Raw genomic sequence first — 12,776 nt, forward strand, 5'->3', positions numbered from 1 at the left:
GCCTAAATAAGCGCCGGCGCGCCGGAAGGCAAGGCTCTTTGGTCCGGAAATGTTTCCTGCAGAGGAGGGGTACCGATGAAGACCATATCCACAGGCAGAATGATCTCGCAGCCCTTGAGCGATGCCGAAGATGGCGAGGTCGTCTGGATGCCGGCCAAGTCGATCTGGGTCGGTGCGATGACGCTGATTGCGTTGGTGTTCGGGCCGCTGACCTTCAGCTGGAGCGCTTTCGCCCTGTTCGTAGCGACGACGGCGGTGACGATCTGCGCCGGACACTCGGTCGGCATGCATCGCCTGCTCATCCATCGCTCGTTCAAGGTTCACATCTGGCTCGAACACGCGCTGGTCTATCTCGGGACGCTCGTCGGCATGGCCGGTCCGTTCGGCATGATCTATGCGCATGACATACGAGACTGGGCGCAGCGCCAGACGGCTTGTCACGACCTGCACGCCCACCGCCGGCCTTTCTTCACCGACGCTTTCTGGCAAATGCATTGCGCCGTAGCGTTGCGCAATCCGCCTGACTTCGTCATCGAGCCGTCGATCAGAAACGACCGCTTCTACAAATTCGTCGAGCGGACCTGGATGCTGCAGCAACTGCCGTGGGCGATCCTTTTCTTGCTCCTCGGCGGGTGGAGCTGGGTGGTCTGGGGCATTGCGGTGCGTATCTCCGTGTCGCTGACCGGGCATTGGCTGGTCGGGCATTTCGCACATCGCAGCGGGCAGCAGGGCTGGCGCGTCGATGGCGTTGCCGTGCAGGGCTACAACCTGCCGCGTTTCGGCCTGGTGACCTTTGGCGAGAGTTTCCACGGCAATCACCATGCGTTTCCCGAATCCGCAAAGCTCGGCCTGGAACGCGGGCAGATCGATCTCGGCTGGCTCTTCATCCGCATCCTGGCTGCCCTCGGCCTCGCGCATGGCGTGAAGCTTCCCGGGAACACGCCGAGGCGCAAAGGCCTGCGGCGTGTGGCTGGCCGTCAGGAGGCGGCCGCCGCTCCCAGCCTGTTGTCGGCGCGGGCCCACGGCAGGTAGACTGTGCCGGCCTGGCTGGCTCGGGATAGACGGATCACGGCGGAGCGCTTTGGACCAATGGAATGAGGTTGCGTCCAGCGCTCTGTCGATTTAAGTCAGCATTGCTGACCTTTGTGAGCCGTCATGACCCTCGACGCTTTCCTTGCCCTTTTGGTCTACGCCTTCGTGACCTCGATCACGCCGGGGCCGAACAACCTCATGCTCTTGGCGTCGGGCGTGAATTTCGGCCTCGTCAGAACCATTCCGCATATGCTGGGCATCAGCATGGGTTTCCTGGTGCTGTTGCTTGCTGTCGGCTTTGGCCTGGGCGCGGTGCTTACGGCGTTTCCGGCCTTGCACACCGGATTGAAGATCGCCGGCGCTGCCTATCTGCTCTATCTCGCCTGGAAGATCGCCATGTCGCGCTCGCTGTCCAGCAAGGGTGAGACGGAGGCACGGCCGATGCGCTTCATCGAGGCAGCCGCATTCCAGTGGGTCAATGCGAAAGCCTGGGTGATGGCGATCACCGCCATGGCCGTCTACTCCAATCCGGACCACCCGTTCCTGTCGGTGGCGCTGATCGCGATCGCCTTCACCGTCGTCAACCTGCCGAGCGTCTCGGTGTGGGCCGGCTTCGGCACGGCGCTGCGCGGATTCCTGTCGGATCCGGTGCGGCTGAAATGGTTCAACATCGCCATGGGCGTGCTCTTGGCGGCGACGCTCTGGCCGATGCTGAAATAGACGCATCCGGCCTGAAATCTCAACCGCATCCTGGCTGGTTTTCCGACTGCTGAGCCGGCTGCATAGTCATTGTGCAGTGCACATTAAATCTTCGTAATGCCGTGTTTTGGCCCTTTTCCGACAAATGTGCGTCCTATCTACTTCGGCGAGATCGCGGCAAGGCGCCGTGATTGGGTAGAATGAGACCACCGGGTTCGGCGTGTCGGATCATAGGGCTTTTAGTCGATGCGCGGAAAAGTCGTTCTGGCGGTGGTGGTGGCAGCGGCCTGTGTCGCCGCGGCATGGGTCTATTTTTCGCCGGCGGCAATGAGCAGTCTGCAGCAGATGCTGCCGGGCGCCAGGCAGGCGGCAGCAACGGACAAGCCGGCTGGATCGGACAAGGCTTCGGCCGACAAGGCTGGGGGCAAATCCGGCGCCGGCGGTAATGCCGCCCGTTCGGCCTCGATCGTCTCGGCCACTGCGACAATGGCCGATTTTCCAATCCGCCGTTACGCCATCGGCTTCGTGTCTTCGCCGGCCGTGGTCAACATCAACGCCCGCGTGTCCAGCCAGATCGTATCGATCGACGTCAAGGACGGCCAGATGGTGAAGGCCGGCGACCTGCTGTTCTCGCTCGACGACCGGGCGCCCAAGGCGCAGCTTGCCAAGGATCAGGCGACGCTCGCCAAGGACCAGGCCCTGCTGACCAGTTCGGGCTCCGACCTCCAGCGCGCCAAGGATCTCGTCGCCAAGCAGGCCGGCACGCAGCAGACCTACGATCAGGCGGTGGCGGCGCAAAAGGCTGCCGCGGCGACGGTCGATGCCGACAAGGCGACGATCGACGCCGACAATGTCCAGCTCGGCTTTGCCAGCATCAAGGCGCCGATTGCCGGCCGGCTGGGCGCGGTCAACGTTTCGGTCGGTGACCTCGTCACCTTGAGCAACGGCAACTCGAGCACGGCCACGCCGCTGGTGACGATCACCGAGATGGATCCGCTGCAAGTCAACTTCAATCTGCCGGAGAGCAACCTGGCGCTGCTGCACAAGGCGCTGGCCAACCCGCAGCAAGGCGCGGTGACGCTGACCAAGGATGGCGATCCGACGCCGATCGGCAAGGGCACGCTCGACTTCGTCGATTCCAGCGTCGACACCGCGTCCGGCACCATCGCGACACGGGCGAGCATTCCCAACGCCGATCTTTCACTGTGGCCCGGCCAGTATGTGAATGTCGTGCTCGACGCCGGCATCATGCCGCAGATGACATCCATCCCGACCGTTGCCGTGCAGCCCAGCCAGAAGGGGCCGTTCGTCTATGTCGTCAGGCCCGACAACACGGTCGAGATGCGGCCTGTGCAGGTGGCGCTGACCGAAGGCGAAAACAGCGCCATCAGCGAGGGCGTCAAATCAGGCGAGAAGGTGGTGGTCGAGGGCCAGACCAGGCTGAAGGACGGCGCCGCCATTCACGAAGGCAAGGCGGCCAGCGGTGATCAAGCTGCTCCCAAGGTCGCCGAGGCCGGCAAGGCGGCTGCCCAATGATTTCCGAATTCTGCATACGCAGGCCTGTCGCCACGCTGCTGATGTCGTTCGCCCTCGTGCTGGGCGGGCTGTTTGCCTACAAGTTCCTGCCGGTGGCGGCGCTGCCGAGCGCCGAATTCCCGGTCGTCAACGTCTCGGCCACCCTGGCCGGCGCTTCGCCCGAAACCATGGCCACTTCGGTGGCGACGCCGCTGATCAAGCAGTTCGCCACCATCGCCGGCATCGATTCGATCTCGACCAGCAATTCGCTGGGACGCACGTCCATTGCCATCCAGTTCGTGCTCAACCGGGATATCGACGCGGCGGCCGCCGACGTGCAGGCGGCGATCGCGCGCACGCAGCGGCAGTTGCCGCCGGAGATGACGTCGCCGCCGAGCTATCGCAAGGTCAATCCGGCCGACGCGCCGATCCTTCTGATGTCGCTGGTCAGCGACACGGTTCCGCTCACCGACCTCGACGCCTTCGCCGAAAACGTCATCTCGCCCTCGCTGTCGACCATCGACGGCGTGGCGCAGGTGTCGATCTTCGGCCAGCAGAAATATGCGGTGCGCGTGCAGATCGACCCGACGGCGCTGGCGGCGCGCGGCATTTCGATCGACCAGCTGCAGACGGCGATCGCCTCGGCCAATTCCAACACGCCGCTCGGGGTCTTGCAGAACGACAAGCAGCAGCTGACCATCACGGCCAACACGCAGCTCACCAATGCCGCCGGGTTCTCCAACCTCATCATCGCCACCAAGAACGGCCATCCGGTGCGGCTGGGCGAGGTGACGCGCGTCATCGACTCGGTCGAGACCACGACGACCGCAAGCTGGTACGACGGCACGCGCGCCATCATCCTGGCGGTGCAGCGCCAGCCCGACGCCAACACGGTCGACGTCGTCGACAAGGTCAAGGCGATGCTGCCGTCGTTCAAGGACCAAATGCCGGCCGCCGCCGACATCAAGCTGCTCAACGACCGTTCCACCTCGATCCGCCAGGCCGTCGACGACGTCCAGTTCACGCTGCTTCTGACCATCGCTTTGGTGGTGATGGTGATCTTCGTCTTCCTGCGCCGGGTGACTGCAACCATCATTCCGGCCGTGGCGGTGCCGATCTCGCTGATCGCGACGCTCGGCGCCATGTTCCTGTTCGGCTTCTCCATCGACAACATCTCGCTGATGGGCCTGACGCTCGCAGTCGGCCTCGTCGTCGACGACGCCATCGTCATGCTGGAAAACATCTTTCGCCACATGGAGGAGGACGGTCTCTCGGCCTTCGATGCCTCGCTGAAGGGCGCGCGCGAAATCGGGTTCACCATCATCTCGATCTCGATCTCGCTGGTGGCGGTGTTCATCCCCGTGCTTCTAATGGGCGGCGTCATCGGCCGCATCTTCAACGAATTCGCCGTCGTGGTGACGGTCGCCATCCTGGCTTCGATGTTCGTGTCGCTGACACTGACGCCAATGCTGTGTTCGCGCTTGCTGTCGGTGACCAAGGCCGATCGCGACAAGCATGCCCCCGGCCACAAGCAGGATATCGTCACCCGCGGCTATGACCGGCTTTTGACCTTCTGCCTGCGCCACACTTTTCTGGTGTTCCTCGTCTTCGCCGGCACGGCGGCAGGGTCGGTCTGGCTGATCGAGGTCTCGCCGAAAGGCTTTTTCCCGCAAGAGGATATCGGCCAGATCTCGGTTACGACGATCGCCAGGCAGGACATCTCCTACGACGCCATGGTCAAGCTGCAGAACCAGGCGGCAAGTGTCTTCTCGCATTCGCCCTATGTCTCGCATGTCGCCTGGTCAGCCGGCGGCGGCAACAATGCGCTGAACCAGGGCCAGCTCTATGTGCAGCTGAAGGACAAGAGCCAGCGCCCCGACATCGACAAGGTGCTGTCGGATCTGCGGCGGCAACTGGCCACTGTGCCGGGGATCGATGCCTATATGCAGCCGGTGCAGAACCTGCGGCTTGGCGCGCGTTCTTCCGCCAGCGCCTACCAGCTCGTCGTTCAGGGCCTCGATACCGGCCTGACCGACACATGGGCGCAAAAGCTCAACGATGCGATGGCGGCCGATCATGCGAATTTCACCGACGTCACCAGCGATTTGCAGAACAATTCATTGCAGGCGACGCTGGTGGTCGATCGCGACAAGGCGGCGTCGCTCGGCATCGACACCGACACGCTGCGCTCCAGCCTCTATGGCGGCTTCGGCACGGAGCAGGTCTCGACGATCTTCGGCTCGGCCGACAGCTACGAAGTCATCATGGAGCTCGATCCCAACATCGAATGGTCGCCCGAGCGCATGCTGGCCATCCAGGTCAGGACGGCAAGCGGCAGCCTGGTGCCGCTCGGCGCCTTTGCCCGCGTCGACCGCACCGCCGGCGCGCTGACGGTCAACCAGCTCGGCCAGCTGCCGGCGGTGACCATCTCCTACAACCTGCCGCAAGGCGTGGCGCTGGGCGACAGCACGGCCCGCATCGCCGCGCTGAAGGAGCAGATCGGCATGCCGCCGGCGATTTCGACCAGCTTTGCCGGCACCGCCAAGACCTTCCAGGATTCGCTGGCCAATCAGGGCCTGCTGATCGGCGGCGCCATTCTGACCATCTATATCGTACTCGGCATCCTCTATGAGAGCTTTATCCATCCGCTGACCATCCTGACCGGCCTGCCTTCGGCGGTGCTGGGCGCGGTGGTGGCGCTGCGCTTTGCCGGCATGGACCTGTCGGTGATCGCGGTGATCGGCATCCTGATGCTGATCGGCATCGTCAAGAAGAACGGCATCATGATGGTCGACGTCGCGCTGGAGCTGCGACGAGAAGGCATGTCGGCCAAGGAGTCCATACACAAGGCGTGCCTGATGCGTTTCAGGCCGATCATGATGACGACGTTGGCGGCGCTGATGGGCACGTTCCCGATCGCGCTCGGCACCGGCGCCAGTGCTGAGCTGCGCCAGCCGCTCGGTGTCGCGGTCGTCGGCGGGCTGCTCGCTTCCCAGGCGCTGACGCTGTTCGTCACCCCTGTCATCTATGTCTATTTCGAGAATTTCTCCGGGTGGCTGGTGAGCTTCTTCTCTTCGAAGAAGAACAAGCCGGCGCTGCATGCGGTCGAGAGCGGCGAGCAGGCGTCGCTGTTCGGCCCCGAGGACCGGCTCATCGAACCCCAGAAGGCCGCCGCCGAATAGGGGATAGCCCGTGGCCCAAGCTGTCATGCTTGCGGCCATGGGCCGCCGATCCTAATCTGAGATCATGTCCCATGATCATGACCACGACAATGAGCTCGACCCGTTTGCGGCGCGCGTGCGCGCGCTGGAGACCATCCTCACCGAAAAAGGCCTGATCGATCCGGCCGCAATCGACGTCATCGTCGACACCTATGAGACCAAGATCGGACCGCGCAACGGCGCCAGGGTGGTGGCGAAAGCCTGGAGCGATCCGGCCTTTGCCGAGTGGCTGAAGCGCGACGCGACTGCGGCGATCACCTCGCTGGGCTACACCGGCCGCCAGGGCGAGCACATGCAGGCGGTGTTCAACACGGACGAGACGCACAACCTCGTCGTCTGCACGCTGTGCTCCTGCTATCCGTGGTCGGTGCTCGGCCTGCCGCCGGTCTGGTACAAGGCGCCGCCCTATCGCTCGCGCGCCGTGATCGATCCGCGCGGCGTGCTGGAGGAGTTCGGGCTGACCTTGCCGGCGGAGAAAAACATCCGCGTCTGGGATTCGACTGCCGAACTGCGCTATCTCGTGGTGCCGATGCGGCCTGGCGGTACCGAAGGCTGGAGTGAGGACCAACTCGCCGAACTGGTCAGCCGCGATGCGATGATCGGCACGGCGGTGGCCAAGGAACCCGGGACAAAGAAGGTACCGGCATGAACGGGCCGCAGGATCTCGGTGGGCAGATGGGTTTCGGGCCGGTCGCGCCCGAAAAGGACGAACCGTATTTTCATGCGGATTGGGAGAGGCGGGCGCTCGGCGTCACGCTGACTGCCGGCGCCATGGGCGCGTGGAACATCGACGAGAGCCGGCACGCCAGGGAATCGCTGCATCCGGCCGTCTATTATTCCTCAAGCTACTACCAGATATGGATCAAAGCGCTCGAGGTGCTGCTGAAGCGCCATGGCTTCGTCAGCGAGCGCGATCTGACGGAAGGTCGGGCGGTCGATCCGGCGGCGACGCCCAAAAGGGTGTTGAAGGCCGAAAACGTGCCGGCGGTACTGGCCAAGGGCAGTCCCTGCGACCGGCCGGTTGAGACGGCGCCGCGCTTCAAGGCCGGCGACCCGGTGCGGACAAAGAATTTCAATCCCACCGGCCACACAAGGCTACCGCGTTATGCGCGCGGCAAGCACGGAGTTATCGAGGCCGTGCGTGACGGTTTTGTGTTCCCCGACAGCAACGCACATGGCAACGGTGAAAACCCGCAATGGGTCTATACCGTGGTCTTCGATGGCTCGGAAATCTGGGGCGAGGGCGCCGACTCGACGCTGACCGTCTCGATCGATGCCTGGGAGAGCTATCTTGAGCCGGCCTGAAGGTGCATTGCCGGCGGGTCTGGACGAACCAGTATTCGCCGAACCCTGGCAGGCCGAAGCCTTCGCCATGACGGTGGCGCTGCATGACAAGGGCCTGTTTTCGTGGAGCGAATGGGCCGATGCGCTGTCGGCGCAAGTGAAGAAGCCGGGCGCCGCAAGCGACGGCCACGATTATTACGAGCATTGGCTGGCTGCGCTGGAGACGCTGCTGGCGGCCAAGGGCGTCGCGGGAAAAAGTGACGTCGACACGCTCGCCGCCGCCTGGGAACGCGCCGCGCATGCAACCCCGCACGGCAAGCCGATTTTGTTGGAGAACGATCCCGGGCCGACCAGAGGTAGCGGCGGCGGCGCGAACATATAGTCCGCCTGTGGTTGGTGTTTGAAATCTGGCGGCCGATGCAACTAATTTTCGACGACCATGCCTTCGTCGTCCCCATAGACAAACGCCTCAACGACGGCGAAGCGGCCACGGTTTTTGGAAATGGCGACGAAGTCGTTGTCACCCAAGTGGAGGATCACTTGCTCGTCGCTGATGGTAACACGTTCTATGGTTCTGGCATTTTCGTCACTCAGACAGGCCGTGACCTCGGTATATATCGCGAACCCTGCGTCATCCGACAAGGAGACAACGATGCCATAACCAGGTTCGCCGATTTCGATCTTCTTTATCGACTTTCCGATCAGCCTGTCTGCGAACGACCTCATCAATATCCTCGCTTATAGGTGTCTGCGCCGATCTGCATCTCGATCATGTCCGTGATAGTGGCATTGCCCGATCTAGGTTGAAATGCCTGAATTCAAATCGTTCGTTATCCGCTTGCATGTTCACTTTACGTTCGCATTTGCGCCTGCTAGTTTGTCCCGTTGAAGGTGAGGCAATCCCATCGTTTTAAGCGGTGGTTGGCACCAAGCTTGTCTTTCTCTCGCGAATCCGGTCTGTCGAACCGATGGAATTCTCCCCCCAACAGGACGAGGCTCTGAAAGCGGTGGCGCGCTGGCTGAAAGAGGGCCGGCCGCAGGTGTTCCGGCTGTTCGGCTATGCCGGCACCGGCAAGACCACGCTGGCGCGCTATTTTGCCGAGCATGTCGACGGGCAGGTGCAGTTCGCCGCCTTCACCGGCAAGGCGGCGCAGGTGCTGCGTTCCAAGGGCGCGGTCAATGCTCGCACCATCCATTCGTTGATCTACCGGCCGAAGGGCGAGGAATCGGTGTCGGACGAGGTGACCGGCAAGACCTCGATGTCGCCGACCTTCTCGCTCAACCGGCAAAGCCCTATTTCACGGGCGAAGCTGGTGGTCATCGACGAATGCTCGATGGTCGACGAGCAGCTTGGCCGCGACCTTCTGAGTTTTGGCACGCCGATCCTGGTGCTTGGCGATCCGGCGCAGCTGCCGCCGATCTCGGGCGGCGGCTTTTTCACCGAGCATGAGCCGGATGTGCTCTTGACCGAAATCCACCGCCAGGCGCGCGACAATCCGATCATCCAGCTGGCGCTCGACGTGCGCGAGGGCCGCGAGTTCATGCGTGGCGACTACGGCACCGCGCAGGTCATCGGCAAGGAGGACGTCACCCAGGAGCTGGTGCTGAAGGCGGACCAGGTGTTGGTCGGCACCAACCGCACACGCCGCCGCTACAATCAGCGCCTGCGCGAGCTGAAGGGTTTCAATGCCGATTATCCGCAGGCCGGCGACAAGCTGGTCTGCCTGCGCAACGACCCCGCCAAGGGCCTGCTCAACGGTTCGCTGTGGAAGGTGATGACCTCGTCGCGCGAGACGGTGAAGCCGGGCATCAACCTTCTGGTCTCGCCCGAGGAGGACGATCCCGACCGCGGCGTCGCCAAGATCAAGCTGCTCAAGTCGGCTTTCGAGGATCCGGACGCCGATATCCCCTGGCAGCAGAAGAAGCGCTTTGACGATTTCGACTATGGCTACGCGCTGACCGTGCACAAGGCGCAGGGTTCGCAGTGGAACGACGTCGTGCTGTTCGACGAGAGCTGGGCGTTCAAGGAAACCCGCCAGCGCTGGCTTTATACCGCCATCACGCGGGCGGCAGAGCGGCTGACGATTGTTAGATAACTGGCGTTGGATAGCTGGCGTTAGATAGCCGGCGTCAGGTAGCAGCCGGCGCAGCAGGGCTGAGTGGCGTCGCACCCAGCCATTGCCAGGCATCCGCTTCGTCCTCGGCCGCGAAGTGCCTGAACTCGATGGGTGGCGAAGCCGGAAGGAAGTTCCGCGCATCCGCTATCCAGTCGGGCTCACCGATCGTCGCGCACCGGGCGATATGCTCTAGCGCATGAACCGTACCTTGTTTCAGCGTCTCGTCGTCCATATCGATCCAGTCGACGCCCTCATGGTCGACCAGCCGCACCAAGACGTCGATCCTCGGGTGCAGCGCGTAGGCAGCCTCCAGCAATCCGAACAGATTTTCGCCGTCGGCTGCCGATACATGGCCGACGACGTCGATGGCGAAAAGGTCCTCACGGTCGGTTTCGAGGCGGCGGATCGCGGGCACGGATTGGAGAAAATTCATTGGCTGGGTTCCCCCTTGCGAGCAGATGTCATCACTGGAACACCCGAAAGCCCCTGTCTGTTCCCATCAAAGGCAGTATAGATGCGCTGCACAAACAGCCGGACCTCACGCCATGCCCGCGAAACTCTCGGTCAATCTCAACGCCATCGCCATGCTGCGCAACCGCCGCAACCTGCCGTGGCCCAGCGTCACCGGGCTCGGCCGCCTGGCGTTGGCGGCCGGCGCGCACGGGCTGACGGTTCATCCGCGGCCCGACGAGCGCCACACCAGGCATTCCGACCTGCCCGAGATCCGGGCGCTTATCGACGACGAGTTTCCCAAGGCGGAATTCAACATCGAGGGCTACCCGACCGAGGATTTTCTGGCGCTTGTGGAAAGGCACCAGCCGGAGCAGGTGACGCTGGTGCCCGACGATCCGGCGCAGGCGACATCGGACCATGGCTGGAACTTTGCCGCCGAGGCGGCGTTCCTTAACCCGATCGTCAAGCGTCTGAAAAAAGGGGGCTTCCGCGTGTCGCTGTTTTCCGATCCGGATCCCACCGGCGTCAATGCCGCGCGCGATACCGGCGCCGACCGCATCGAGCTCTATACCGGGCCCTACGGCAGCTACCATTCCGATTCCGCCAAGGCGCGGAAGGAGCTGGAAAGATTGGGAAAAACCGCGGATGCCGCACTCGCCGCCGGGCTCCAGGTCAATGCCGGGCACGATCTGGTGGTGAACAACCTTCCGGCATTGGCAAAGCGCATTCCGGCATTGGCCGAAGTGTCTATCGGACACGGGTTGACAGCCGATGCGTTGGAGTATGGCATGGCCGGCACGGTGGGGCGGTTTCTGAAGGCTTGCGGTTGGTAGCGGGGGAAGGCTCGTGTCGAAGGTGATATCGCATGACAGCAAGCAAGGCGCACCGCGCGGTGATCGGGGAGTAGTCGATGGCTCTTTCCAGCATCGGTAGCGAGGCTGAACCCGTCGAACAACCGAACCACTCCCACACTGAACAGCACAGCACCAAAGTTCTGATGCTGGGCGCGCTTGGCGTCGTCTATGGCGATATCGGCACCAGCCCGATCTATGCCTTCCGCGAGGCGCTTCACGCTTCGCCTGGTACCGACACGCGTATAGATGTCCTGGGCGTGCTGTCGCTGATCGTCTGGGCGCTGACGATTATCGTCACCATAAAATACGTCGCTTTCGTGCTTCGCGCCGACAACAAGGGAGAGGGCGGCACGCTGTCCCTGATGGCGCTGGCGCGCAGCGCCTATCCAAAAGGCGCCAAGCTTATCCTCGGCATCGGACTTTGCGGGGCGTCGCTTTTTTTCGGAGACGCTATCATAACTCCGGCCATTTCCGTGCTGTCGGCAGTTGAGGGCCTGGAAGTGGTGACACCGACGCTGGAGGCCTATGTCGTTCCGATCACCTTGGTCATCCTGGCATTTCTGTTCTCCGTGCAGCGCTTCGGCACGGGGAAGGTGGCGGCAGTATTCGGGCCGGTGACGGCGCTATGGTTCCTGGCCATCGGCGTTTCCGGGCTCTACCACCTGATGGATGATCCTTCGGTGCTGTTGGCGATCAACCCGTATTATGCGATCGCCTACTTAGCCGGCACGCCGACCGCCGCTTTCGTGACCGTTGGTGCAGTGTTCCTGGCGGTAACGGGGGCCGAGGCGCTTTATGTCGACCTTGGACATTTCGGGCGCAAGCCGATCGTGCTCGCGTGGTTTTCCGTGGTGTTTCCTTGCCTGCTGCTCAACTACTTCGGCCAGGGCGCCTTTGTATTGGCGAATGGCGGCAGGCCGACCAATCCATTCTTCGAGATGTTGCCGGATTGGGCGCTGATGCCAATGGTCGGCTTGGCAACGGCCGCCACCGTGATCGCCAGTCAGGCGGTGATCTCGGGTGCTTTTTCGCTGGCACGCCAGGCAGTGCAACTCAACCTGCTGCCCCGCATCGAGGTGCAGCACACGTCCGAAATGCAGAGCGGCCAGATTTATATGCCGCGCGTCAACCTGCTCATCGCCCTGGGAGTGATGCTGCTGGTTGTCGGCTTCGGCAGCTCGAGTTCGCTGGCTTCCGCTTACGGAATTTCGGTGACCGGCGAGATGCTGATGACAACCATTCTGCTGTTCGTTGTCATGCGCAATTTGTGGAAATGGCAGCTTGGGCTCGCCCTGGCATTGGCGCTGCTGTTCGGCACCATCGACATGGGTTTCTTCCTGGCGAATGTCGTCAAGATCGTGGAAGGCGGATGGGTGTCAATATCCGTTGCCTGCCTCATGGGGCTGATCATGACCACCTGGATACGCGGCAGCCGCTATCTCTTCGACAAGACCCGGCGCAACGAAATCCCGCTCGATTTCCTCGCCGGCAATCTGCTGAAGAAGAAGCCGCAGCTGGTGTCCGGCACCGCCGTGTTCCTGACCAGCGATCCGCAAAGCGCGCCGACAGCGCTGATGCACAGCCTGAAGCACTACAAGGTG

12 protein-coding genes are annotated in these 12,776 nt (G+C 62.8%); 10 read left to right on the forward strand and 2 right to left on the reverse strand.

Annotated elements, in window-relative coordinates:
• Window positions 1-75: 75 nt before the first annotated feature.
• The 7 genes from X756_RS137725 to X756_RS137695 all read left to right on the forward strand — a co-directional run bounded on the left by X756_RS137725 (window position 76) and on the right by X756_RS137695 (window position 8,133).
• A complete protein-coding gene (locus tag X756_RS137725) occupies window positions 76-1,032 on the forward strand; it encodes an acyl-CoA desaturase (RefSeq protein ID WP_023682077.1) in 957 nt (318 codons plus the stop codon).
• Between the two features lie 123 nt (window positions 1,033-1,155).
• On the forward strand, window positions 1,156-1,752 hold the full coding sequence (locus tag X756_RS137720; RefSeq protein WP_023682076.1) for a LysE family translocator: 597 nt from the start codon (window positions 1,156-1,158) through the stop codon (window positions 1,750-1,752).
• Between the two features lie 225 nt (window positions 1,753-1,977).
• Window positions 1,978-3,267, forward strand: coding sequence for an efflux RND transporter periplasmic adaptor subunit (locus X756_RS137715; protein ID WP_031239620.1), 1,290 nt, complete (start codon window positions 1,978-1,980; stop codon window positions 3,265-3,267).
• Complete coding sequence (locus tag X756_RS137710; protein WP_023731687.1) at window positions 3,264-6,428, forward strand: efflux RND transporter permease subunit; 3,165 nt, start codon at window positions 3,264-3,266, stop codon at window positions 6,426-6,428. Before X756_RS137715 ends, X756_RS137710 begins: the two co-directional genes overlap by 4 nt.
• A gap of 64 nt (window positions 6,429-6,492) precedes the next feature.
• On the forward strand, window positions 6,493-7,116 hold the full coding sequence (gene nthA / locus X756_RS137705; protein ID WP_023702993.1) for a nitrile hydratase subunit alpha: 624 nt from the start codon (window positions 6,493-6,495) through the stop codon (window positions 7,114-7,116).
• The gene (gene nthB, locus X756_RS137700; RefSeq protein ID WP_023682072.1) at window positions 7,113-7,772 is read left to right on the forward strand and encodes a nitrile hydratase subunit beta; all 660 of its coding nucleotides are present in this window, start codon (window positions 7,113-7,115) and stop codon (window positions 7,770-7,772) included. The genes nthA and nthB overlap by 4 nt, the downstream gene beginning before the upstream one ends.
• Window positions 7,759-8,133 (forward strand): nitrile hydratase accessory protein, encoded by a 375-nt coding sequence (locus X756_RS137695; protein WP_023725319.1) that lies wholly within the window; start codon window positions 7,759-7,761, stop codon window positions 8,131-8,133. Before nthB ends, X756_RS137695 begins: the two co-directional genes overlap by 14 nt.
• Before the next feature lie 41 nt (window positions 8,134-8,174).
• On the opposite strand, the gene X756_RS137690 is transcribed toward X756_RS137695, so the two are convergent.
• Window positions 8,175-8,477 (reverse strand): hypothetical protein, encoded by a 303-nt coding sequence (locus tag X756_RS137690; protein WP_023668360.1) that lies wholly within the window; start codon window positions 8,475-8,477, stop codon window positions 8,175-8,177.
• 242 nt (window positions 8,478-8,719) lie between these two features.
• Between X756_RS137690 and X756_RS137685 the strand changes: the two genes are divergently transcribed.
• Window positions 8,720-9,847, forward strand: coding sequence for an ATP-dependent RecD-like DNA helicase (locus X756_RS137685; RefSeq protein WP_023668361.1), 1,128 nt, complete (start codon window positions 8,720-8,722; stop codon window positions 9,845-9,847).
• 34 nt (window positions 9,848-9,881) lie between these two features.
• Here the strand turns inward: X756_RS137685 and X756_RS137680 are convergent, their stop codons facing one another.
• Window positions 9,882-10,301: an STAS/SEC14 domain-containing protein gene (locus X756_RS137680; RefSeq protein ID WP_023682069.1), complete on the reverse strand. Its 420-nt coding sequence runs from the start codon at window positions 10,299-10,301 to the stop codon at window positions 9,882-9,884.
• A 112-nt stretch (window positions 10,302-10,413) separates the two neighbouring features.
• Here X756_RS137680 and X756_RS137675 point away from each other — a divergent pair, with 112 nt between their 5' ends.
• Window positions 10,414-11,154 carry a pyridoxine 5'-phosphate synthase gene (locus X756_RS137675; protein ID WP_023668363.1) on the forward strand — a complete coding sequence of 247 codons (741 nt, stop codon included), beginning with the start codon at window positions 10,414-10,416 and terminating at the stop codon, window positions 11,152-11,154.
• Between the two features lie 77 nt (window positions 11,155-11,231).
• Window positions 11,232-12,776: potassium transporter Kup (locus X756_RS137670; RefSeq protein WP_032999672.1), on the forward strand; the 1,545-nt coding region annotated here is incomplete at its 3' end.

The organism is Mesorhizobium sp. LNJC405B00 (assembly GCF_000502615.1).
Taxonomy (GTDB): domain Bacteria; phylum Pseudomonadota; class Alphaproteobacteria; order Rhizobiales; family Rhizobiaceae; genus Mesorhizobium.

Coding starts and splice junctions, on each gene's coding strand:
- X756_RS137685 (WP_023668361.1), top strand. CDS start 8,720: ATGGAATTCTCCCCCCAACAGGACGAGGCTCTGAAAGCGGTGGCGCGC.
- X756_RS137725 (WP_023682077.1), top strand. CDS start 76: ATGAAGACCATATCCACAGGCAGAATGATCTCGCAGCCCTTGAGCGAT.
- X756_RS137715 (WP_031239620.1), top strand. CDS start 1,978: ATGCGCGGAAAAGTCGTTCTGGCGGTGGTGGTGGCAGCGGCCTGTGTC.
- X756_RS137675 (WP_023668363.1), top strand. CDS start 10,414: ATGCCCGCGAAACTCTCGGTCAATCTCAACGCCATCGCCATGCTGCGC.
- X756_RS137680 (WP_023682069.1), bottom strand. CDS start 10,301: ATGAATTTTCTCCAATCCGTGCCCGCGATCCGCCGCCTCGAAACCGAC.
- X756_RS137690 (WP_023668360.1), bottom strand. CDS start 8,477: ATGAGGTCGTTCGCAGACAGGCTGATCGGAAAGTCGATAAAGAAGATC.
- X756_RS137710 (WP_023731687.1), top strand. CDS start 3,264: ATGATTTCCGAATTCTGCATACGCAGGCCTGTCGCCACGCTGCTGATG.
- nthA (WP_023702993.1), top strand. CDS start 6,493: ATGTCCCATGATCATGACCACGACAATGAGCTCGACCCGTTTGCGGCG.
- X756_RS137720 (WP_023682076.1), top strand. CDS start 1,156: ATGACCCTCGACGCTTTCCTTGCCCTTTTGGTCTACGCCTTCGTGACC.
- nthB (WP_023682072.1), top strand. CDS start 7,113: ATGAACGGGCCGCAGGATCTCGGTGGGCAGATGGGTTTCGGGCCGGTC.